At 67.9% G+C, this 21,860-nt stretch carries 16 protein-coding genes; 9 read left to right on the top strand and 7 right to left on the bottom strand.

Annotation, left to right across the window (positions count from 1 at the left end; genetic code table 11):
- Positions 1 to 83: 83 nt before the first annotated feature.
- The 6 genes from MLG_RS14105 (at position 84) to MLG_RS14080 (ending at position 7,979) form a co-directional block, all read left to right on the top strand.
- The gene (locus tag MLG_RS14105) at positions 84 to 743 is read left to right on the top strand and encodes a GntR family transcriptional regulator (RefSeq protein ID WP_011630522.1); all 660 of its coding nucleotides are present in this window, start codon (positions 84 to 86) and stop codon (positions 741 to 743) included.
- Between the two features lie 302 nt (positions 744 to 1,045).
- Positions 1,046 to 1,987: a TRAP transporter substrate-binding protein gene (locus MLG_RS14100; RefSeq protein ID WP_198003234.1), complete on the top strand. Its 942-nt coding sequence runs from the start codon at positions 1,046 to 1,048 to the stop codon at positions 1,985 to 1,987.
- 110 nt (positions 1,988 to 2,097) lie between these two features.
- Positions 2,098 to 2,718, top strand: coding sequence for a TRAP transporter small permease subunit (locus MLG_RS14095; protein ID WP_011630520.1), 621 nt, complete (start codon positions 2,098 to 2,100; stop codon positions 2,716 to 2,718).
- On the top strand, positions 2,711 to 4,030 hold the full coding sequence (locus tag MLG_RS14090) for a TRAP transporter large permease (RefSeq protein ID WP_011630519.1): 1,320 nt from the start codon (positions 2,711 to 2,713) through the stop codon (positions 4,028 to 4,030). The genes MLG_RS14095 and MLG_RS14090 overlap by 8 nt, the downstream gene beginning before the upstream one ends.
- A complete protein-coding gene (locus tag MLG_RS14085) occupies positions 4,027 to 5,454 on the top strand; it encodes a malonyl-CoA decarboxylase domain-containing protein (protein ID WP_011630518.1) in 1,428 nt (475 codons plus the stop codon). Before MLG_RS14090 ends, MLG_RS14085 begins: the two co-directional genes overlap by 4 nt.
- Before the next feature lie 146 nt (positions 5,455 to 5,600).
- The gene (locus tag MLG_RS14080; RefSeq protein ID WP_041718090.1) at positions 5,601 to 7,979 is read left to right on the top strand and encodes a mechanosensitive ion channel domain-containing protein; all 2,379 of its coding nucleotides are present in this window, start codon (positions 5,601 to 5,603) and stop codon (positions 7,977 to 7,979) included.
- A 26-nt stretch (positions 7,980 to 8,005) separates the two neighbouring features.
- Here the strand turns inward: MLG_RS14080 and MLG_RS14075 are convergent, their stop codons facing one another.
- From MLG_RS14075 to MLG_RS14065, 3 genes are all read right to left on the bottom strand, one after another.
- Positions 8,006 to 8,749: an LPS biosynthesis protein gene (locus tag MLG_RS14075; RefSeq protein ID WP_011630516.1), complete on the bottom strand. Its 744-nt coding sequence runs from the start codon at positions 8,747 to 8,749 to the stop codon at positions 8,006 to 8,008.
- A 6-nt stretch (positions 8,750 to 8,755) separates the two neighbouring features.
- Complete coding sequence (gene xth / locus MLG_RS14070) at positions 8,756 to 9,532, bottom strand: exodeoxyribonuclease III (RefSeq protein WP_011630515.1); 777 nt, start codon at positions 9,530 to 9,532, stop codon at positions 8,756 to 8,758.
- A 72-nt stretch (positions 9,533 to 9,604) separates the two neighbouring features.
- The gene (locus MLG_RS14065) at positions 9,605 to 10,390 is read right to left on the bottom strand and encodes an alpha/beta fold hydrolase (RefSeq protein WP_011630514.1); all 786 of its coding nucleotides are present in this window, start codon (positions 10,388 to 10,390) and stop codon (positions 9,605 to 9,607) included.
- Positions 10,391 to 10,462: 72 nt separating this feature from the next.
- Here MLG_RS14065 and MLG_RS14060 point away from each other — a divergent pair, with 72 nt between their 5' ends.
- On the top strand, positions 10,463 to 11,623 hold the full coding sequence (locus MLG_RS14060) for an alkaline phosphatase family protein (RefSeq protein WP_011630513.1): 1,161 nt from the start codon (positions 10,463 to 10,465) through the stop codon (positions 11,621 to 11,623).
- A gap of 33 nt (positions 11,624 to 11,656) precedes the next feature.
- Here the strand turns inward: MLG_RS14060 and MLG_RS14055 are convergent, their stop codons facing one another.
- From MLG_RS14055 to ruvB, 3 genes are all read right to left on the bottom strand, one after another.
- Positions 11,657 to 16,492, bottom strand: coding sequence for an NAD-glutamate dehydrogenase (locus MLG_RS14055; protein ID WP_041718088.1), 4,836 nt, complete (start codon positions 16,490 to 16,492; stop codon positions 11,657 to 11,659).
- A 102-nt stretch (positions 16,493 to 16,594) separates the two neighbouring features.
- Complete coding sequence (locus MLG_RS14050; protein ID WP_011630511.1) at positions 16,595 to 17,221, bottom strand: class II aldolase/adducin family protein; 627 nt, start codon at positions 17,219 to 17,221, stop codon at positions 16,595 to 16,597.
- Positions 17,218 to 18,273, bottom strand: a complete 1,056-nt coding sequence (gene ruvB, locus MLG_RS14045; RefSeq protein ID WP_011630510.1) for a Holliday junction branch migration DNA helicase RuvB — start codon at positions 18,271 to 18,273, stop codon at positions 17,218 to 17,220. Before ruvB ends, MLG_RS14050 begins: the two co-directional genes overlap by 4 nt.
- A gap of 323 nt (positions 18,274 to 18,596) precedes the next feature.
- On the opposite strand from ruvB, the gene MLG_RS14040 reads away from it, so the two are divergent.
- Positions 18,597 to 18,893 carry a hypothetical protein gene (locus MLG_RS14040; protein WP_011630509.1) on the top strand — a complete coding sequence of 99 codons (297 nt, stop codon included), beginning with the start codon at positions 18,597 to 18,599 and terminating at the stop codon, positions 18,891 to 18,893.
- Here MLG_RS14040 and dinB read toward each other — a convergent pair.
- Positions 18,885 to 19,976, bottom strand: coding sequence for a DNA polymerase IV (dinB, locus tag MLG_RS14035; protein WP_269490047.1), 1,092 nt, complete (start codon positions 19,974 to 19,976; stop codon positions 18,885 to 18,887). The two genes, MLG_RS14040 and dinB, sit on opposite strands and share 9 nt — an antisense overlap.
- Positions 19,977 to 20,098: 122 nt before the next feature.
- On the opposite strand from dinB, the gene argS reads away from it, so the two are divergent.
- Positions 20,099 to 21,859, top strand: coding sequence for an arginine--tRNA ligase (gene argS, locus MLG_RS14030; RefSeq protein ID WP_041718087.1), 1,761 nt, complete (start codon positions 20,099 to 20,101; stop codon positions 21,857 to 21,859).
- Position 21,860: the final 1 nt, after the last annotated feature.

The following is a 21,860-nucleotide window of genomic DNA, read 5'->3' as shown; positions in this document are numbered from 1 at the left end:
ACGTCTTGCATTATGAATTATACATTCGTAATTACAAGCGACAAGCATCCTCCCCGGAAAAGGTCTGCAGGAGGGCAGCCGAGATGGTGGGAACACTCAAATCACCAGCGTTGTACAGCCAGGTCGCGGACCTGGTGCGGAAACGTATCTTCCAGCAGGAGCTGCGCCCGGGGGATCGCATCGATGAGGTGACCCTGGCCGAGGAACTGGGCGTGAGCCGCACGCCGGTCCGCGAGGCGTTGAAGATCCTGGATGCCGATGGGCTGGTCATCCTTGAGCCGCGTCGCGGCTGTCGGGTCCGGGTGCTGGAGCACAAGGACCTGGAGCAGTTGTTTCCGGTCATGGCGGTACTGGAGGGGCTGATTGCCGGCGAGGCGGTGAAGCGCACCGACGGGAAGGAGATGGCGAACCTGGAGCGTATCCACCAGAACCTGGAGGACGCCGCCGCGGAGGGCGACATCGACCGTTACTACGAGCACAACTACGAGTTTCACACCCGCCTTCAGGAGTTGTGTGGCAACCCCTACCTGCAGCGGGTGGCCGCCGACCTGCGGCGGATTCTGATTCTCGCCCGCCACCGCCAGCTCAAGGCCCCCGGCCGCCTACAGGACTCGCTGCAGGAGCACCGCGACCTAATGGCGGCCTTCCGTAAGGGCGATGCCGAAGCCGCCGATGCGCAGATGAAGCACCACCTGCTGGAGCAGGGCCGGACGCTGATGGAAAAGGAGGCCGCCCGCCACTGAAGACGCCCCCACCAGAGACGGCCGGCGAGCCGTTGATGAATTATTCGGACCTCCGTGCCGGCCCCGGGCGGGCACGGACAGAGAACGGCCCGCGAGAAGGCCGTGCGATAAGAAGCAGCGAAAAATGCAGCACCAAGCAACCGTTGCCGCGGGACACCTCATAACTATTCCGCCCACGGCCGGTTAAACGAGAGGAAGACCAGGAGGAAGTACTGATGTCGTCAAAAAAAACCTATCGCCCCCGTTGGGCATTTGCAGTTACCGTCACGATGTGTGCCCTGGCTGCGGCGCTCGTCTGGCCCATGAGTGCGCAAGCGCAGATGCGGCTGGACGCCTCCCACCAGTGGCCAGGCGGTCAGGGTGACGTCCGTGACGAGATGGTCCAGATCATCGCGAACCGAGCGGAGGAGGCCGATGTGGGCCTGCAGGTGCGCGTCTACCCCGGCGCTTCCCTGTACCAGCCCCGTGAGCAGTGGCCGGCACTGTCCCGTGGCCGGCTGGCCATCACTGCGTTGCCGCTGGCCTATGTCGGTGGCCGTGTGCCGGAGGTGAACCTGACCCTGATGCCGGGCCTGGTCCGCAATCACGATCACGCGCGGCGGATTAACGAGTCGCCCTTCATGGAGCGGCTGGAAGAGATCATGCTCGAGCACGGCGTGAAGGTGCTGGCACATACCTGGCTGGCCGGGGGTTTTGGCTCCACTAAGCAGTGCATCCTGCATCCGGACGACGTGGACGGCATCAACATCCGTGCCGCCGGCGCCGCCTTCGAGCAGATGCTGGCCGAGGCCGGGGCATCCATCGCCTCCATGCCCAGCTCCGATATCTATACCGGGCTGCAGACCGGGGTGCTGGACTCCGCCAACACCAGCTCCGCAAGCTTTGTCTCCTTCCGCCTCTACGAGCAGCTGGAGTGCGTGACCCCGCCGGGTGACTACGCCCTGTGGTTCATGTACCAGCCGATTTTGGTCTCCACCCGCATCTGGGATCGCCTCGACGAAGAGCAGCAGGCTGTGTTGCTGGAGGCGGGCCAGGAAGCCGAAGAGTTCGCCTATCATGCCGCCATTGAGGCCGATAAGCGCTTCGCCGAGGTCTACGAGGAGCACGGCCGGCAGGTGGTTTACATGACCGAGGACGACTTCAATGCCTGGCGTGAGATCGCCGAGCGCAGCTCTTACGCCAACTTCGTGCGCGATGTGGAGGGCGGCCAGGAACTGCTCGATATGGCCCTGGAAGTAGAATAACGCGATTCACTCCCCAACGGCCCGCGCCGGGCGGAATGCTCGGCGCGGGAGTCTAAAGGTAAGCAAGCCGGGTTGTTGCGCTCGCGTGGCACCCGCCATCGGGAGTGAGAATGATGCTTTGGTTTATTCGCGGGGTTACAGCTCTTTCCCGGATCGCGGCAGCGGTCGCCTCGCTGATGATCGTCGTGGGGGCCCTGGTGGTCTGCCAGATGGTGTTCATGCGTTATGTGCTGGGAGAGTCCACATACTGGCAGACCGAGTTCGTCACCTTCATGCTGATCGGTGCCACTCTGCTGGCTAGCCCCTACGTCCTGCACGAGCGCGGCCACGTCAATGTGGACCTGCTGCCCATGCTGCTCGGGCCCAAGGGCAGGATCGCGCTTGCCGTGATCGGCAACTTTATCGCCTTCGCCTTCATTGTCATCGTGGCCTACACCGGTTTCATGCTCTGGCTCGAGTATTACGAGACCGGCTGGCGCTCCTACAGCGTCTGGGCGCCGCGGCTGTGGATCCCGATGACCTTCCTCCCCCTGGGCATGATCCTGCTGGCCCTGCAGTACATTGCCCAGACGGCCGCCATTGTGATGGGGGTCGAGGAGCCGTTCAGCATGGAGGCAGAACAGCTGCTCAAGGAGCAGTCGGAGTCTCAATCGGAGCAGCCCGGTGGGTCAATGCCGGAGGCAAAACAGGCCCGGACGGCCCAGGCGCACGGGGGAGTCAACCATGAATGAGTTCATGCTCGCTTTGGTCATCCTGGCGGTGCTGATGGCCATTCTGCTGCTGGGCACCCCCGTGGCCTTTGCCTTGGGCGCCACAGCGGTCCTTTTTCTCTTTCTCTTCGAGGGAATCTTTGCCCTTGAGATGGTCGGGGAGATGCTTTATGCCTCGATGAATAAGTTCACCCTGCTGTCCATCCCCATGTTCATCCTCATGGGGGCGGCTATCGCCTCATCCCGGGCCGGGGCGGACCTCTATGAGGCCCTGCACCGTTGGTTGTACAAGCTGCCGGGGGGATTGCTGGTCTCCAACATCGGTGCCTGCGGTCTGTTCTCCGCGTTAAACGGCTCCTCGCCGGCCACCTGTGCCGGGATCGGCAAGATGGGTATTCCCGAACTACGCCGCCGCGGCTATCCGGAGGGGCTCACCTGCGGGGCCATTGGCGCCGGCTCGACATTGGGGATCCTGATCCCGCCCAGTGTGACGATGATCATCTACGGGGTGAGTACCGAGACCTCCATCGGCCGATTGTTCCTCGCCGGGGTGGGGCCGGGGATCCTGCTGATCCTGCTGTTCTCGGCCTGGGCCATCTTCTACGCCTGGCGCGACGGGGCCCTCTCACGGATGGACATAAACACCCACTTCAGCTGGGCCGAGCGGCTATCCATGGTGCCCAAGCTGCTGCCCTTTTTCGCCGTCATCGTCTTCATCATGTGGGCATTGTACGGCGGTGTGGCGACGCCTTCCGAGGCGGCCGGGGTAGGCGCGGTGTTCTGCGTGCTGCTGGTCATCGCCATTTACAAGGTGTGGCAGCCCCGGGCTCTGTGGCGCGTCCTGCGCACCACGACCAAGGAGTCGGTGATGATCATGATGATCATCGGGTGTGCCGGGCTGTTCGGGTTCATGCTCTCGCAGCTCTACATCACCCAGGCCGTGGCCGAGACCGTCGGCGGACTGGACGTGAACCCCTGGGTGATGATGGCGCTGATCAACGTCTTCCTGCTGCTGGCCGGGCTGTTTCTGCCGCCGGTGGCGGTGATCCCGATGACAGCGCCCATCCTGCTGCCGATCATCCTGGAGGCGGGATTCGATCCCATCTGGTTCGGCGTGATCATGACCATCAACCTCGAGATCGGTCTGATCACACCACCGGTGGGGCTCAATCTCTATGTGCTCAAGGGCATCGCGCCGGACGTGAAACTGTCCCGGATTCTCTGGGGCTCTCTGCCGTTCATGCTGCTGATGCTCCTGTCCATCGTCATCCTTTGCTTCTTCCCGTGGATCGCCACGGGCCTGCCCGACATGCTGATGGGACCAACACAATGAGAAACCGATGGTGGAATCGCCTGGTGGACCAGGTGGCGGACCGGGGGCTGGGCCTGTCCCGGCTGAACCAGAGCCCGGATATCATGGAACGGCTGGAGGAGAACTGCCGCGCGCTGCTGACCAGCCGCGGCGAGGCCTCCGGGGTGGCTTTGGCGCGTGAGGTGGTGCGGGCGGTGGACAGCCTGGATGAGGCGGGCAAGACCCGCTTCCTTAAGCTGCTGGCCCATCGCTTCGGCCCCGACCGGGAGGCGGTGTTGGCGGCGGCAGAACGCTTCCGTGAGAGCGACGAGCCGGCGGACCTGCAGGAGCTGTTGCGGGTGGTGGAGCCGCCGCGCCAGGAGGTCTTCCGGCGTCTGAACGGGGCCCCGGACGGCACCCGGGTCTTGGTCCGGCTGCGCGAGACCCTGCTCCGCCAGCTGAAAGACAACCCGGACCTGGGGCCGGTGAACACGGACTTCCAGCACCTGCTGAAGTCCTGGTTCAACCCCGGTTTTCTGCAGTTGCAGCGGATCAGCTGGGATCGCAGCCCCGCGCGCCTGATGGAAAAGCTGATCCAGTATGAGTCGGTGCACGCCATCCAGGGCTGGGATGACCTGCGCCGGCGCCTGGCGGCCGACCGCCGCTGCTTCGGCTTCTTTCACCCAGCGTTGCCGGATGAGCCCCTGATCTTCGTGGAGGTGGCCCTGGTACAGGGCCTGGCCACCCACACTGCGCCGCTGCTGGCGCCGGATGCCCCGGTGGTGGACACCCGTGAGGCGGACACCGCCATCTTCTTCTCCATCAGCAACTGTCAGGTGGGACTGAGGGGGGTCTCCTTCGGCAACTTCCTCCTCAAGCAGGTGATGGGCGAGCTCATCAGCGAGTTTCCCCATGTGGAGCGCTATGCCACGCTTTCCCCCATCCCCGGGTTCTCCCGGGCGCTGCGCATGGAGGGGGATTACGCCGACGGCTTTACCCGCGAGCGGATCGCCGCGCTGCTTCAGGAGGACGCCGAGGCGCTCACCGACGCGGCGGGGGTCTCCGATCCGGTGGCTGCCCTGTACCGGTTGCTGGAGGCGCCACTGGTCCATGCTGACGTGCTGGCCGCACCCATGCGCCGCCTGGTGCAGGCCTATCTCACCCGTGTGCGCCGCAACGATACCGTGGCCGATCCGGTGGCGCGCTTCCACCTCAGCAACGGCGCGCGGTTGGAGCAGGTCAACGCCTTTTCCGATCATTCAGCGACGCGGCTACAGGCCTCCTACGGCATGATGGTGAACTACCGCTATATCGCCGAGGCCGTGGAGGAGAACCACGAACGCTTCGTCAAGACCGGGGAGGTGGTGCTCTCCCGTGCGTTGCAGAAGCAGCAGAAGCGTATCAATGCCGCCTGGGACGGGGTGGCGGTGGGTTTGGAGGGCGCTAGGGCCCGACAGGCCGAATAGGGCCCGCGGGCGCGGCCATCGTTGCGGATTCACCGGAAAGCCCATAGCCTTCACGGAGTGGCTCCGGGCGGCGCGCTTCCGCGCCGCCCCGAATCTCCAACAACAATGCGGAGTGGCCCGTGACTCGAATCCCCCTGTGCCGCCATATGTTCTCTTGGCCGCTGCTCTTCGGCCTGCTGTTGTCTCTGCTATTGGTGGTCCATCCTGCGCCTGCCAGTGAGCCGGGGGAGTCACCGAGTGCGCGGCTGGCCGAGATCCTTGAGGATGACGAGGCGCGCGCCCGCCTTATTGAGGAACTGCGGGGCCTGGATACCGCCCGCGAGGAGGCCCCGGAGGCGGATGTGCCGGCGCCAATCTCCCTGGCCCGGCAGGTAGCCGAGCTGACCCAGGGCTTTGCCCAGAGCGCCGTGGCGGAGTTCCGCGGGGCCGGCCAGGCCTTTGCCGGGATCGCCGATGAGGGCCTGGGGCCGGCGCTGTCGCAACTGGGCGAGGGGCTGCTGGACCTGCTCCTGCTCATTGTCGCCACGGTGGCGGCGTTCCTGCTGATGCGCCGCCTGGCCCGGCCGTTGTTTGACTGGATCAGCGCCTGGGCCGCGAAACAAGAGGCGGAGCAATATCAGCGCCAGGCCGGGTCGCGCTTCGTCAGCCTGGTGGGCATGCTCTGGCGGGCCGTGGCCATCGTGGTGGCGGCGGCCATCGACCTGCTGGTGATCCTGGTGGCCTGGGTGGCGGGCTACAGCCTGTCGCTGTTCGTGTTCGGCGACGCCGGGGTTATGGACACCCGCCACTCCCTGTTCCTCAACGCTTTCCTGCTGGTGGAGGTGTTCAAGGCGCTGCTGCGGGTGGTGTTCGCGGCACGCAACGACGCCCTGCGCCTGCTGCCCATCGCCGCCGAGGACGCGGCCTACTGGAACGCCTGGCTGGCGCGCCTGGCCGGCTTCATCGGTTACGGCATGCTGGTGGTGGTGCCCATCGTCAATATCGCCGTCTCTCCGGGCATCGGCCGCGCCGTGGGGCTCCTGGTGATGTTCGCCGCCTTCATCAATGCCCTGGTGATCATCCTGCAGAACCGCAAGCAGGTGCATGATCGGGTGCAGGCCCAGGCCCGCCGGGCGGAGCTGGGTTTCACTAAGGTGCTGCTCTCCACCCTGGCCGAGCTCTGGCACCTGCTCGCCATCGCCTACTTCGCGGCGCTCGCCATCGTCACCATCACCCATCCGGAGGACGCGTTGCCTTTCATGGCCCAGGCGACGCTGCAGACCCTGCTGGTGGTCGGCGTGGGGGTGTTGATCTCGGTGGTGTTGACCCAACTGATCAGCCGCGGGGTGCGGGTGCCGGCCGAGACCCGGGAGCGTTTCCCGCTGCTGGAGTCGCGTCTCAATGCCTTCGTGCCGAGTTCGCTGAAGGTGGTGCGGGCCGCCATCCTCCTCGTGGTACTGGCGATGGTGTTGGACGCCTGGGCGGTGTTCAACTTCACCGCCTGGCTGGCGTCGGATACCGGCGGGGCGGTGGTGCTCAAGGCAGTGACCGTGGCGATCATCCTGGCGGCATCCGTGCTGCTGTGGATCGCCGTGGCCAGCTGGATCGAGCACCGGCTGAACCCGCAGACCGGGGTCGGCGAGCCGGGCGCGCGGGAGCGCACCCTGCTCACCATCTTCCGCAATGCCATCGCGGTGGCGCTGCTCACCATCACGCTGATGATCGTGCTGGCGGAGATCGGTATCAACATCGGCCCGTTGATCGCCGGCGCCGGTGTGCTGGGCCTGGCCATCGGCTTCGGCGCACAGAAGCTGGTGCAGGACATCATCACCGGGGTGTTCATCCAACTGGAGAATGCGATCAACACCGGTGACGTGGTTACCGCCGCCGGCATCACCGGCACGGCGGAGACGCTGACCATCCGTTCGGTGGGTATCCGGGACCTCTCCGGGACCTTCCACATCGTGCCCTTTTCCTCGGTGGACAGCGTCTCCAACTTCAACCGGGAGTACGCCTATCACGTGGGCGTCTACGGTGTGGCCTACCGCGAGGACATCGATGAGACTATCAGCCACCTGCGGGCGGCCTTCGCCGAACTGCTGGAGGATCCGGATCACGGCCCGAATATCCTGGAACCGGAGCTGGAGGTGCATGGGGTCACCGCACTGGCCGATAGCTCCATCAACATCCGCGTGCGCATCAAGACCGTGGGTGGGGCGCAATGGGCGGTGGGCCGTGCCTACAACCGGCTGGTGAAGCGCCATCTGGATGCCGCCGGCATCGAGATCCCCTTCCCCCATCTGACGCTCTATTTCGGCGAGGACAAGGAGGGTGCCGCGCCGCCGGTCAATGCCAACGTCAAGCTGCTGGGGGGGCTGGCGGCGGCCGGCGGGGTGCCGTCGGCCGCCGCCCAGGGTTCCGCCCGGCCGCAGGGCGAGGGGGCCGACAGGCCTCAGGACGAGGGGCCCGACAGGCCGGAGGTGGACCCGAGGGAGGCCCGGACCAACCCGAAGCAGTGGGAGGACTACGACGAGGAGGGTGATTGACCGGGGGCGGGCCCCGGCCCGCCGGCTCAGTGTTGCTGGCGGTTGGTCCGTTGCTGGGCCAGCACCACGCTGAGCAGGCCCAGCACCGCCGCCAGCGTGCCGGCCACCCGCCAGAGCTGCGCATAGTCCGGCTGGCTGGGCCGGCGCGGCGGCTCCGGCGCCCGTAGCAGGCCGGGGCCGGGTTGCTCCAGGCGGGCCAATTGCCCGGCCAGCGCCTCCCGCTCCGCTTGCAGTCGGCCCAGCCGTGCCTGACCGCTGTCCTCCACCAGGGCGCGGGTGGCCAGGTAGAGGTTGTCGGCCTCCTCCGGGCGTTCGGCGGAGAGCCGGCGCAGGCTGCTGCGCAGGTCGCTGATGCGGCGGTCCAGGCTCTCCAGGTCCTCCTCCAGCCGGGTGCGTTGCCCGTGGTGGTGGCCCCGGAACGCGCGCAGCAATCCCCTCGCCAGGTCCTCAGCGAGCACCGCCGCCTCGTCGGGTGCACCGGCCCGGACCCACAGCCGCACGCGCCCATCGCCGGCCTCCAGGCGGTGCAGGGCGGGGTCGTCCTCCAGGCCCTCGGCGATCAGGAAACGCTGGATCAGCGCGTCGGTTTCCTCGGCGTAATCATTCAGCTCGGGCGGCAGCCCGGTGTTGATGACCGCCTGGCTCTCGTAGACCGGTTGACTGATCAGGTGGTAGGCCCCGGTGCCCCCCAGCACCACGGCCACGGTCCCCAGCAGCCAGTACTTCTGCCACCAGAGGATGATCAGGCCTTTGAGCAGGGTACGCAGCATGGGGCGTCAGTCCAGGTTGAACTCGGCCACCGCCGGGGCATGGTCCGACGGCCGCTCCCAGGTGCGGGGCTCGCGATCCACATAGCTGGAGGTACAGGCCTGGTACAGGGCCGGGCTGGCGAGCACCAGGTCGATGCGCAGGCCCCGATTGCGCTTGAAGTTGTTCATCCGGTAGTCCCACCAGGACCAGACCTTCTCCGGCTGATCGAACAACCGGAAGGTGTCGGTCAGCCCGAGCTCGCCGGTGAGCCGGCGCAGGGCCTCACGCTCTGGGGTGGAGCAGAGGACCTTCTCGCGCCAGAGCTCCGGGTCGTGCACATCGCGGTCGTCGGGCGCGATGTTGAAGTCGCCGACCACCACCAGCTTGTCGTGGCGGCGGCGTTCCTCGGCCAGCCAGTCGGCCAGCCGGGCCAGCCAGTCGAGCTTGTAGGCGTACTTCTCCGAGCCCACCTCGGAACCGTTCGGGACATAGAGATTGATGAACCGCAGGTCACCCACGGTGACGCCCAGGACCCGGCGCTGCGGGTCATCCAGACCGGGGATGTCGCGGATCACGGCCTCCGGCGCCCGGCCGCGGGCGAGCACGGCCACCCCGTTGTAGGTCGGCTGGCCGGCGTAGGCCACCTGGTAGCCGGCCTCGTTCAGGGCCTCGGCGGGGAAGCGTTCATCGGTCAGTTTCGTCTCCTGCAGGCCGACCAGGTCGGGCTGGCGGCTCTCCAGCCAATCGAGAACCTGGGGCAGCCGGACTTTCAGTGAGTTGACGTTCCAGGATGCGAGTTTCATCGGTTTCGGGTGTTCCTGTCGGATCTCGGAGGGTGAGCGTCAGGTTGCGGAGTACGGACCGGCGCCCGCCGGTCAGCGTCGGCGCAGCCAGGCGTCCAGGGCCTCGGCGAAGCGCTCCGGTTGCTCCACGTGCAGCCAGTGGCCGGCCCCGGCCACGGCGGTGATCTCGGCGTGCGGGAAGAGACGGCGGATGGCGTCCGTCTGTGCCGCCTGCACGTAGCCCGAGCGCTCGCCGTGGATAAACAGCGCCGGTCCGGCGTACTGGCCGTCATAGTCGGGGAACCCCATCAGGGTGGGCAGCGCCTGGCGCAGGATCGCCACCGGGATGCGCCACTCCCAGCCCTGCTCGCCCCGCTGCAGGTTGGTGAGCAGGAACTGGCGCACCATGGGGCTGTCCACCGCTTCAGCCAGGGCGGTATCCACCTGCTCACGGTGGCTGATGCCGTCCAGGTCCACCCCGGCCATGGCGGCCAGTATACCGTCGTGGCCGTGGTCCTCGGTGCCGTAGTCGACCGGGGCGATATCGGCAACCACCAGCCCGGAGACGCGCTCCGGATGCTCCAGGGCCAGGGCCATGGCGGCCTTGCCGCCCATGCTGTGGCCCATCACCAGTGCCTGTGCGCAGCCGCAGTCGTCCAGCAGCTGGACCAGATCGGCGGCCATGGCCGGATAGTCCATCCGTGGGTGGTGGGGTGAGCGACCGTGGTTGCGCAGGTCCGGCAGAATGACCCGGTGGCGCTCGGCCAGCCAGCGGGCGTGCCGGGACCAGTTGGCGCTGGAGCCGTAGAGGCCGTGCAGGATCAGCAGCGGCGGGCCGTCACCGCGTTCCGTCTTGTTTAGTCTGAGTATTTCAGTCATAAATTCAGTGGATACCGGAATGTGTCACATACTGCCACTGTAGGCACCGTGGCGGCAGAAGGGGATGAAGGTATGATCTTGCCCGATTATCGCGGCGGCAGCATCGTCAATCTGATGGCCAGCATCAGCCGGGGCCTGGGGGCGCCGCGGATTGGCATCCCGGAGGCGCGACTGCTGCCGGCGCATCAGATCGGCCGGGCCCGCCACGTGGTTTTGCTGATGCTGGACGGGCTGGGCTATGAGTATCTGGCCGGGCATCGCGATGCCTTGCTGCGCCAACACCTGCTGGGCGAACTCACCTCGGTCTTCCCCTCCGCCACCGCCATCGCCGTGACCAGCTTTGCCACCGGCTTGACCCCGCGCCAGCACGGGGTCACCGGCTGGCACATGTACCTGGAGGAGCTGGGCCGGGTCTGCACCATACTGCCCTTCCGCGACCGGGTCACCCGTGAGTCCATCGCCGAGGTGGATCCGGACGCCGTGCGGGTGCTGGAGCAGCCGCCGCTGGCCAATCTGCTCGACGCTGAGACCCACCTGGTGATGCCGGCGGAGATCGCCGACTCCACCTACAACCTGGCCACCGGGGGGCTGGCCTGGCGGCACGGGGTGGCGGACCTGGCGGACTATGTCGACACGGTGGCGGGGCTGGTGCAGTCGGCGGGCGGGCGCCAGTACATCTATGCCTATTGGCCCCGCCTGGACAGCCTGGCCCACCAATACGGGATGGCCAGCACCGAGGTCCAGGCCCACTTCGCCGCCCTGGACGCCGCCTTCGACGAGCTGCGCCGGGAGCTGGCCGGCACCGACACCCTGTTGTTGGTCACCGCCGACCACGGGCTTATCGACATCACCCCGGACGGGGTGCTGGAGGTGGCCGACCATCCCGCGCTGGAGGAGACCCTGGCGCTGCCCATCTGCGGTGAGCCCCGGGCCGCCTATTGCTATGTCCGCCCGGGGCGGGAGGAGGACTTCCTCAACTACGTGCAGGGGCCGCTTGCGGGCTGGTGTGATGTCCACACCCCTGGGGAATTGCTGCAGGCGGGGTGGCTGGGGCCTGGCCCGGCCCACCCCCGGCTGTCGGGGCGGTTGGGCGACTATGTGCTGGTGATGCGTGACAACCGGGTGATCCACCAGCGGCTCAGCGGCGATGAGCCATTCTCCCAGATCGGGGTGCATGGCGGCACCAGCGGCGCGGAGATGCGAGTGCCGCTGATGGCCGCACACTGCGTTTGAGTGACCGGGGCGGGTGCCGGTGCACGGGGCGCATCAAGGCCCGGAGGCCGCCCCGGCCTGGGCCAGGTTCTTCAGCTCCTGGGTGGTCACCGCCAGCATCGGCAGCTCCACGTGGCCCACCGAGCGCAGCTCCGAGAGCAGCTGCTCGACCCGGTCCACCGCCGGGCCGAAGTCGCTGAGGAACTGCGACAGACACTCCTCTGGTGCGGCCGCCGGGTCGCTGTCGCGCACCAGGTCGCGGGTCAGCTCGCGCAGATGCTGGTAGTAGTCCTCTTCCAGGCCCAGGCGTAGCCGCTCCTGCCAGGCGTCGGCCGGGACGAAGCTGGTGATGGCACGGCGTAGCCAATCCAGCCCCAGCTGCTGGGCCAGGCCGAAGTAGAGTGCGGCCACCCGCTCCAGGTCGCAGTCCGTCTCCTGGGCCACCTTGACCAGGTCCAGCGCGGGGTAGAGCGCCTCCAGGGTGCCCGCCTGGCGCGCTAGTTCCGCGGGGACGTCCCCGGACGCCAGGGTCCCGGCACGGCCCTCCAGCTCCTCGCGGTCCTGTATTGGTAGCAGGGCCAGCAGCCGGGGCTGCAGGTTGGCCACCTGGGGTTGCATGCGCTGGACGGTCTCGCCGATGTCCAGTCGCGTGCCCAGGTTGCGCAGCAGCCAGAGCGTGGCCCGCTCATGCAGTGCCTGCACGGTGCTGAGCATCGTCCGCTGGTGGCTGGCCGCCACCCGGGTGTCCAGGGCGCAGACCGCCCGCCACAGACCGTCCAGGGCGAAGACCTCCATCGCCGCGTAGGCCGCCCGGGTCACGGCGTCGGCGGGGGCGCTGGCCTTCTCCCCCATGCGGAAGAAAAAGGTGGGCCCCAGGCGGTTGATCAACAGGTTGGCCACCTGGGTGGCGATGATCTCCCGGCGCAGCCGGTGGCTGGCGATCCGGTCACCCCAGCGTTCACGGATCGGGGCGGGGAAGTAGGCGTGCAACACGTCCTGCAGCCAGGCCTCCTCCGGCAGATCGGAGTGGGCCAGGGCCTCCTGGGCGACGATCTTGCCGTAGGCCAGCAGCACCGCTGTCTCCGGCCGGGTAAGGCCCTGTGCGGCGGCGGCCCGCTCGGCCAGCTCTTCCTCGTCGGGTAGTGCCTCCAGTCGGCGGTTCAGCCGACCGTCCCGCTCCAGCCGGCGGATGAAGCGGACCTGCTCGTTGAGCAACTCCGGGGCGGCGGCTTCCGCCAGTGACAGGGCGCCGGTCTGGGCGTAGTTGTCCGCCAGCACCAACTCGGCCACCGATTCGGTCATGTCCTCGAGCAACTGGTTGCGGTGCTTGACGGTGAGGTCGCCGTCGTCCACCACCTCCTTGAGCAGGATCTTGATGTTGACCTCGTGGTCGGAGCAGTCGACACCACCGGAGTTGTCGATGGCGTCGGTGTTGATATGCCCGCCGCGGCGCGCGAACTCGATGCGGCCGCGCTGGGTGATCCCCAGGTTGCCGCCTTCGCCGAAGACCTTGACCCGCAGCTCGCTGGCATCGATGCGGGTGTCCTCGGTGCTGCGGTCGCCCACATCGGTGTGGCTCTCGGCGCTGGCCTTCACATAGGTGCCGATGCCGCCGTTCCAGAGCAGGTCCAGGGGGGCGGCGAGAATGGCGCGGATCAGCTCCGCTGGGGTGAGCTGCTGGGCATCGATCTGCAGCACCTGGCGGACCTGCGGAGTCAGGGGGATGGATTTGGCGCTGCGCGGCCATACCCCGCCACCCTCGGAGATGAGGGCCTTGTCGTAGTCCGCCCAGGAGGAGCGGGGCAGGCGGAACAGGCGCTCCCGTTCCGCGTAGCCGGTTTCGGCATCGGGGTCGGGGTCGATGAAGATGTGGCGGTGGTCGAAGGCCGCCACCAGGCGGATGTGGCGGGAGAGGAGCATGCCGTTGCCGAACACATCGCCCGACATGTCGCCGATGCCGGCGACCGTGAAGGGCTCGTTCTGGATATCCCGGCCCAGTTCGCGGAAGTGGCGCTTGACCGCCTCCCAGGCACCGCGGGCGGTGATGCCCATCTTTTTGTGATCGTAGCCGTGGGCACCACCGGAGGCGAAGGCATCGCCCAGCCAGAAGTCGTACTCAGCGGCGATGGCATTGGCCAGGTCGGAGAAGGTGGCCGTCCCCTTGTCCGCCGCCACCACCAGGTAGGGGTCGTCGGCGTCATGGCGCACCACCTCCGGCGGTGGTTGCAGCTCGCCGGCCACCCGGTTGTCGGTGACATCGAGCAGGGCGCGGATGAAGCCCTGGTAGCAGCGGCGTACCTCGTCGGCCATGGCCTCGCGGTCCTGAAGATGGCGTTTGACTACGAACCCGCCCTTGGCGCCCACCGGTACGATCACCGCGTTCTTCACCGTCTGCGCCTTCATCAGGCCCAGGATCTCACTGCGGAAATCCTCACGCCGGTCCGACCAGCGCAGCCCGCCCCGGGCCACTGGCCCGCCCCGCAGGTGCACCCCCTCCACCCGCGGTGAGTAGACGTAGATCTCCGCCCAGGGGTGGGGCCTCGGCACGCCGGGGATGGTCTCGGGGCTGAGTTTGAAGGCGATGTGCTCTACCGGTTCGCCCGCCGCCACGCCGCGGTAGTAGCTGGTCCGGCGGGTGGCCTGGATGGCGGCCAGGTAGCGGCGCAGGATGCGGTCCTCGTCGAGGCTCGCCACGTCGCGCAGCGCGGTGTCGATCTCGGTGGCCAGGCGGGCCTCGCGTCGGGCGTCCTGATACCGCGGGTGGAAGCGGGCGCGGAACATCCGCACCAGCAGCCGGGCGATCTCGGCGTTACGGCTGAGGGTGTCCTCGATATAGCTTTGGCTGAAGGGGGTGCCGGCCTGGCGCAGGTATTTGCAGTAGGCGCGGAGGATCACTACCTCGCGGGGCTTGAGCCGGGCGGCCAGGATCAGGCGATTGAAGCCGTCGTCCTCGAGTTCCCCGTGCCAGACGCGGATAAAGGCCTCCTGGAAGGGCTCACGCACGGTATCGAGGTTGAGGTCCTCGGCGCCCGGGTAGCGAAGACCGAAGTCGTGCATCCAGCCGGTGGGCCGATCCGCCGGACGGACCTCGTAGGGTCGCTCGTCCAGCACCTCGACGCCCATGTTCTCCAGCACCGGCAGGGCGTCGGAAAGCACGATCGGGTCGCCCAGCTTGAGCAGCTTGAGCCGCAGCTCGTCCGGCGGTGCCTCCAGCGCCCGGTAGAGGCTCATGGCCAGATCGCCCGCCTCCAGGCGCTCCATGCGCGAAACGTCCAGCACGGCGGTGCGCGGCGAGACGTCCTCGCGGTAGGCGGCGCTGAAGGCGCGCCCGTAGCGGGTGTGCAGGGCGTTGCCGACCTCCTCGCCGAAGTGTTCCACCAGCGCATCGTGCAGGTCGTCGCGCCAGGAACGCATGGTGGCGGCCAGGTGCCGCTCCAACGCCGCGGTGTCGTACTCGGGGATGCCCGGGCGGTCCAGGCGGATGATGAAGTGGATGCGCGCCAGCACCGACTCGGACAACTGCACGGTGAACTCACTGCGGGTGCCGCCCAGCTCCTCCTGCAGGATGGCCTGCATCTGCTCGCGCACCTCGGTGTTGTAGCGCTCGCGCGGGGCGTACACCAGGCAGGAGACAAACCGTTGGTAGTCGTCGTGGCGCGCGAACAGCCGCACCCGCTGGCGTTCCTGCAGGTGGAGGATACCCAGCACCGTACGGTAGAGCGTGTCGGTGCTGATCTGGAACAACTCGTCGCGGGGGTAGGTCTCCATGATGTTGACCAGCGCCTTGCCCGCGTGGCTGCGCGGGTGCAGCCCGGAGCGGTCGATCACCCGCTGGATGCGCTGGCGTAACAGCGGGATGGCGCGCGGGTTACGGTTGTAGGCGGCGGAGGTGTACAGCCCCAGGAATCGGTGTTCGCCGATGACCTTACCGTTGCGGTCGTAGCGCTTGATGCCGATGTAGTCCATGTAGCCCGGCCGGTGGACCAGGGAGCGGGAGTTGGACTTGGTGATCACCAACGGGCAGGGCTCCAGCGCCTTGCGCCGGACCGCTGCCGGCAGGGTGGAGAAACTGGTGGAGCGGCCACCCTCGCGGTCGCGCAAAATGCCCAGGCCGGTCTCCCGCTGGGGACGCAGCTGCAGTTCGCCGCGCTCCTCGCGCAGGTCGTACTTGCGGTAGCCCAGGTAGGTGAAGTGGTTGTCCGACAGCCAGTCCAGGAAGTCGCAGACCTCGCTCAGGTCGTCGTCGTTCTCGGGCGGCGGATTGCGTTTGAGATTGGTGATGCAACGGCGCATGCGCTCACGCATGGGTTGCCAGTCCTCCACGGCGTGGCGAACCGCTCGCAGGACCTTTTCCAGTTCTTCGCGCAGGGCGTTCAACGCCTCGTCGCCGGACTGGCGGTCCACCTCGAAGTGCATGAAGGCCTCGGCGCCTTGAACGGCCTGGGCGTCCGGGTCCAGTGCCCGGACGGCCTGGAGCCGGCCGTTGCCGTCGCGGGTGGCCTCCATGACCGGGTGGATCACCAGGTGCAGGGTGAGGCCCAGGCGGTTCATCGCCAGGGACAGGGAGTCCACCAGGAAAGGCATGTCATCGGTGACCACCTGGGCGATGGTGTGGGTCGACTCCCAGCCGTGGCGTTCCGGTGACGGGTTATAGACCTGGATGAGGGGGATGCCCGGGCGGCGTTTCTGTGCCAGCTGCCAATGGAAGATGGCGGCGCCGTAGAGGTCGGCAGGATTGCGCTGGGTCAGGTCCTCGGGGGAGGCGTCCTCATAGTACAGGCGCAGGAAGGCGGCTACATCGTCTGCCCGCTCCCGGGGCCAGCGCTGTTCCACTTGGTCGACGACTACCTGGATGAGTTCCTCGTGCTCCCGGTCGACGGCGTAGACCATTCCGCTTCCTCCCAACGTGCTGGTTTTTTTGTGATGTGGTCTGGTTGGGCCACTCTGTCTCTCAGAGTAGCCCAGTGCGGCACGGTGTGGGCGGGTTGGCGGTCAGTGCCGGCGGTAGTCCTGGAATCGCACCTGCACGCGGTCCATCTCCTCGCGATCGAGCAGCCGTGGGCGGCCGGTCTGCAGGGTCTGGTGGTAGAGCCGGCAGAGGTATTCCACCTCCCGCGCCAGGTCCAGCGCGGCGGGCAGGTCCGCGCCCAGCGCGATCATGCCGTGATTGGCCAGCAGGCAGGCCCGGCGCCCCTCCAATGCCCGAAGGGTGGCCTCGGACAGGGCCTGGGTGCCGAAGGTGGCGTAATCGCTGCAGCGGATGTCGTGGCCGCCTGCCAGCGCCACCATGTAGTGGAACGCCGGTACCGGCCGGCGCTGGCAGGCGAGGGTGGTGGCGTAGGGGGCGTGGCTGTGGACCACCGCCCCGACCTCGGGGCGGGCGGCCAGGATGTCCCGATGGAAGCGCCACTCCGAGGAGGGCCGGTGTCGTCCTTGCGACCGGCCGTCGAGCCCCAGGTAGACCATGTCCTCCGGGGCCAGGCCCTCCAAGGGCAGGGCTGAGGGGGTGATCCAGAGGCCGTCGCCGCTGCGCACACTGAGATTGCCGGCGGTGCCCTGGTTCAGACCCAGGGCCTCGAGTTGGCGGGCAGCGGCCAGGAGCTCGGCGGCGGTGCTCATCGTTCTCTGCCGACAGGCGGCGCGTCCTGGAAAAGGTCGGGGCTGGTGTCCGGCTGTCGTGGCGGGTTGAGGCCGAAGTGCAGCCAGGCGTTGCGGGTGGCCATGCGCCCCCGCGGGGTGCGCATGAGGTAGCCCTGCTGGATCAAATAGGGCTCGACCACGTCCTCGATGGTGCCGCGCTCCTCGCCGATGGCGGCGGCGATGCTGTCCAGGCCCACCGGTCCGCCATCGAACTTCTCCATGATGGCCAGGAGCAGGCGGCGGTCCTGCTCGTCGAAGCCGTTGCGGTCCACGTTCAGCAGTTCCATGGCGGCGTGGGCCACCTCGCCGCTGATGTGGCCGTCCGCGCGGACCTCGGCATAGTCGCGCACCCGGCGAAGCAGGCGGTTGGCGATGCGGGGGGTGCCGCGGGCGCGGCCGGCGATCTCCTGGCAGCCGGTCTCGTCAATGGAGAGGTTGAGCAGGTGCGCCGAGCGTTTCACGATGCCGGACAGGTCGGCGACGTTGTAGTACTCCAGCCGCTGGACGATGCCGAAGCGGTCGCGCAGGGGCGAGGTGAGCAGGCCGGCGCGGGTGGTGGCGCCCACCAGGGTGAAGGGGGGGAGGTCGAGTTTGATTGAGCGGGCCGCCGGGCCCTCGCCGATCATGATGTCGATCTGGAAGTCCTCCATCGCGGGGTAGAGGACCTCCTCCACCACGGCGGACAGGCGGTGGATCTCGTCCACGAAGAGGACGTCGTGGGGCTCCAGGTTGGTGAGCAGGGCGGCGAGGTCGCCCGGCTTGTCCAGCACCGGGCCGGAGGTCTGGCGCATGCTCACCCCCATCTCGTTGGCGATGATGTGCGCCAGGGTGGTCTTGCCCAGGCCAGGGGGGCCGAAGATGAGGGTGTGGTCCAGGGCCTCGCCGCGGCCACGGGCGGCGTGCACGAAGATCTCCATCTGTTCGCGCACCACCGGCTGGCCGATGTAGTCGGTGAGCCGGCGCGGCCGGATGGCGCGGTCGATGGCCTCGTCCTCGCCGGAGGCGTCCGGGGTGATCAGGCGGTCGTTCATAGCTGCCCTGAGCCTGTGGTGTCCTCGTGGGGTGGCAGGTGCCGGGCGCGGAGCCGGGGCGGCGAGTGCCGTCAGGCCTCCGATTGCGCACCCCTTCGGGGTGCCCTGCGCTACTCGGGAAAAATCGGCGCGCGTGAACTCGCTTCGCTCGAACAGGCACGCGCTTCATCCGATTTTTCCCTGCGTTGCTCGGTGCGCAAAAGTCGGCCTGACGGCACTCGCCGCCCCGGCTCCGCGCCCGGCACCTGCCACGGATTGTAAAGGGCCCGTCCCCGCTGTGCTAATCTGGCCTCAGATAGTGGTTCATCGGCGCGAGGTGGGCGATGGCGGACGAACAGCAGCCGGGCGGTGAGGCCGGTTCCAGCAGCGAGGAGATCAAGGGCGCCCTGCTCTACGGCCTGGGCATGGTGGCCGCGGCGCTGGGGCTGTTGCTGGTGCGCTGGCTGCTGGTGGCGGCCGGTCTCATGACCGGTGAGCATTTCTGGGAGGGCGTCGGTATCACCGCGGCCTTCGTATTCGTGGTTATGGTGGTGGGGGGCACGGTGTACGGCCTGCTGGCGGACCTGGGCGGTTGGCTGCGCGGGCGCGATGCCTCCGTCGGGCGGCCGGCCTCAGAATAGGGCCAGCTGACGGGCCTGGTCCGGGGTAACGGTGACCAGGCCCGAGACCGTCACCCCCAGCAGCCGCACCGGCCGGTCGCCGGCCTCGGTGTCCTGCAACAGGGCCGGGAGCCGGGCCCGGATCTCATCGGCGGACTGCACCGGGCGCCCGCTCAGGCTGCGGGTGATCTGGCGGAAGTCGTGATACTTCACCTTCAGCGTGACCGTGCGCCCGGCCAGCCCCCGGCGGTGCAGGCTGGCGGCCACCTTGTCGGCGAGCGGGGCCATGCGTTCCAGCATCTCCGCCGGGTTGTTGAGGTCCTCGCCGAAGGTGGTTTCGGCGCCCACCGACTTGCGTTCCCGGCGGGGGCGTACCGGCCGCTCATCCCGTCCCCGAGCCAGCTCGTAATAGAAGCGTGCCCGGCTGCCGAAGGCGCGCTGCAGCTCCAGCAGGGTCAAGCGCCGCAGGTCGGCACCGGTGCGGACCCCCATCCGCTCCATCCTCTGCCGGGTCGCTTGGCCGACGCCGTGGATCTTCCCCACCGGCAACGCCGCCACGAAGGCCTCGGCCTGCTCCGGGGGGATGACGTGGAGGCCGTCCGGTTTGTCCAGATCGGAGGCGATCTTGGCCAGGAACTTGTTGCAGGAGACCCCGGCGGAGGCGGTCAGGCCCGTCTGCTCGTGGATGCGGGCGCGGATCTCCCGGGCGATCAGGGTGGCCGAGCCGCCCCGCCGCGGGCAGTCGCTGACATCCAGATAGGCCTCATCCAGCGACAGCGGCTCCACCAGCGGGGTGTATTCCCGGAACAGGGCCTGGATCTGCGCCGAGATCGAGCGGTAGACATCGAACCGTGGGCGCAGGAAGACCGCGTCCGGGCAGAGGCGGGCGGCACGCCAGGCGGGCATGGCCGAGTGGATGCCGTGGCGGCGGGCCTCGTAGCTGGCGGCGGCCACCACGCCGCGGCCGTTGGGGTCGCCGCCCACCACCACCGGGCGGCCGCGCAACCCGGGCCGGTCGCGCTGCTCCACCGAGGCGTAGAAGGCATCCATGTCCACGTGGATGATCTTGCGTTGGCTCATGGCGGGGTGTCTGGTGCGGCGCAACGCGGCGCCGGCTGGTATAGTAGGGCGCTTCCACGACGGGGTGCTTCATGGCCGGGCAACGGCCGGTTAGACTGCGCCCGCCAATCCTTTTCGATTCAACTGCCCAGCAACGGACTCGCCGCATGAAAAAGCACATCGCCCATTGCCTGCAACAGGCCGTGAGCCGCCTGTGTGAACAGGGGTTCCTGCCCCCGGATACCGAGGTGGACATCCAGGTGGAACGGGCCCGCGACCGGGCCCACGGCGACTATGCGGCCAACACGGCGATGATGCTGGCGCGCGCGGCGCGGCGCAAGCCCCGGGAGATTGCCCAGGCGCTGGTGGGCGCGCTGCCCGGCTCCGAGTACATCGACCGGGCCGAGATCGCCGGCCCCGGCTTTATCAACTTCATCCTAACGCCCCAGGCTGCCTGGGCGCCGGTGCGTCAGGCCCTGAGCCAGGCGGGGGACTACGGCCGCAGCGACCTGGGCGCGGGGCGCAGGGTCATGGTGGAGTTTGTCTCCGCCAACCCCACCGGCCCGCTGCACGTGGGGCACGGTCGTGGCGCCGCCTTCGGCGCGGCGCTGGCCGACCTGCTGGCGGCGGCCGGTTACGACGTCTATCGGGAATATTACGTCAACGACGCGGGGCGGCAGATGGACATCCTGGCCGCCTCGGTATGGTTGCGTTACCTGGAGGCGTGCGGTGAGCCGGTGCGGTTCCCCGACAACGGCTACCGGGGCGATTACGTGCGGGAGATCGCCACCGGCCTGGCGGAGCAGGTCGGCGATGCCCTGCGCCACCCGGCCGACCGGGTGATGGCCGACCTGCCGCCGGATGCGGCGCAGGGCGGGGACAGGGAGCAGCACATCGACGCCCTGGTGCGCCGTGCCCGGGCGTTGCTGGGTGAGGCCGGCTACCGTCAGGTCTTCGAGCAGGGCCTGAACGGTATCCTGGCTGATATCCGCGATGACCTCGAGGGCTTCGGCGTTACCTACCAGAATTGGTACTCGGAGCGCTCGCTGACCGAGTCGGGGCAGGTGGAGCGGGCCCTGGCCCGGCTCACCGAGGCGGGGCACACCTATCAGCAGGACGGCGCCCTGTGGTTCCGCTCCAGTGCCTTCGGCGATGACAAGGACCGGGTGCTGCGCCGGGAGAATGGCCAGACCACCTATTTCGCCTCTGACGTGGCCTACCACCTGGACAAGCTGCAGCGCGGCTTTGACCAGCTGGTGGATGTCTGGGGCGCCGATCACCACGGCTACGTGCCGCGGGTGCGGGCCGCGCTGGCGGCCTTTGGTGAGGACGAGCAGCGCCTGTCCGTGCGGCTGGTGCAGTTCGCCATCCTCTATCGGGGCCAGGAGCGGTTGCAGATGTCCACCCGCTCCGGTGAGTTTGTCACCCTGCGCCAATTGCGCGCCGAGGTGGGGGACGATGCCGCCCGGTTCTTCTATGTGATGCGCAAGCCCGAGCAACACATGGATTTCGACCTGGAGCTGGCCAAGTCCGAGTCCTCGGACAATCCCGTCTACTATCTGCAGTATGCCCATGCGCGCATCTGCAGCGTCTTCCGTCAGTTGGATGAGAAGGGCCTGGTCTGGGATCGGGCACGGGGGCTGGACGCCCTCGACCGGCTGGGCGAGGATCACGAGCAGGCGTTGGTCACCGAGCTGGGGCGCTACCCCGAGGTCATCGAGTCCGCCGCTCAGGCCCATGAGCCGCACCAGGTGGCCGCCTACCTGCGTGACCTGGCCAATGCCCTGCACACCTACTACAACGCCCATCAGTTTATCGTCGAGGACGCGGCCCTGCGGGACGCCCGCCTTTGCCTAGTGGCCGCGACCCGCCAGGTGCTGCGGAACGGGCTGGAGTTGTTGGGCGTGAGGGCCCCGGAGCGTATGTGAC

Source organism: Alkalilimnicola ehrlichii MLHE-1 (assembly GCF_000014785.1).
GTDB lineage: Bacteria > Pseudomonadota > Gammaproteobacteria > Nitrococcales > Halorhodospiraceae > Alkalilimnicola > Alkalilimnicola ehrlichii.
The sequence above is the reverse complement of the archived record's forward strand: the minus strand, read 5'-3'. Positions and strand labels throughout refer to the sequence as shown.

Excerpts from the sequence above, each read along its gene's own strand:
- xth (WP_011630515.1), bottom strand. The coding sequence starts at position 9,532 with ATGAAACTCGCATCCTGGAACGTCAACTCACTGAAAGTCCGGCTGCCC.
- MLG_RS14040 (WP_011630509.1), top strand. The coding sequence starts at position 18,597 with ATGGCGGACGAACAGCAGCCGGGCGGTGAGGCCGGTTCCAGCAGCGAG.
- MLG_RS14060 (WP_011630513.1), top strand. The coding sequence starts at position 10,463 with ATGATCTTGCCCGATTATCGCGGCGGCAGCATCGTCAATCTGATGGCC.
- argS (WP_041718087.1), top strand. The coding sequence starts at position 20,099 with ATGAAAAAGCACATCGCCCATTGCCTGCAACAGGCCGTGAGCCGCCTG.
- MLG_RS14075 (WP_011630516.1), bottom strand. The coding sequence starts at position 8,749 with ATGCTGCGTACCCTGCTCAAAGGCCTGATCATCCTCTGGTGGCAGAAG.
- MLG_RS14090 (WP_011630519.1), top strand. The coding sequence starts at position 2,711 with ATGAATGAGTTCATGCTCGCTTTGGTCATCCTGGCGGTGCTGATGGCC.
- MLG_RS14055 (WP_041718088.1), bottom strand. The coding sequence starts at position 16,492 with ATGGTCTACGCCGTCGACCGGGAGCACGAGGAACTCATCCAGGTAGTC.
- MLG_RS14100 (WP_198003234.1), top strand. The coding sequence starts at position 1,046 with ATGAGTGCGCAAGCGCAGATGCGGCTGGACGCCTCCCACCAGTGGCCA.
- MLG_RS14105 (WP_011630522.1), top strand. The coding sequence starts at position 84 with ATGGTGGGAACACTCAAATCACCAGCGTTGTACAGCCAGGTCGCGGAC.
- MLG_RS14065 (WP_011630514.1), bottom strand. The coding sequence starts at position 10,390 with ATGACTGAAATACTCAGACTAAACAAGACGGAACGCGGTGACGGCCCG.
- MLG_RS14080 (WP_041718090.1), top strand. The coding sequence starts at position 5,601 with ATGTTCTCTTGGCCGCTGCTCTTCGGCCTGCTGTTGTCTCTGCTATTG.
- MLG_RS14095 (WP_011630520.1), top strand. The coding sequence starts at position 2,098 with ATGATGCTTTGGTTTATTCGCGGGGTTACAGCTCTTTCCCGGATCGCG.
- ruvB (WP_011630510.1), bottom strand. The coding sequence starts at position 18,273 with ATGAACGACCGCCTGATCACCCCGGACGCCTCCGGCGAGGACGAGGCC.
- MLG_RS14050 (WP_011630511.1), bottom strand. The coding sequence starts at position 17,221 with ATGAGCACCGCCGCCGAGCTCCTGGCCGCTGCCCGCCAACTCGAGGCC.
- MLG_RS14085 (WP_011630518.1), top strand. The coding sequence starts at position 4,027 with ATGAGAAACCGATGGTGGAATCGCCTGGTGGACCAGGTGGCGGACCGG.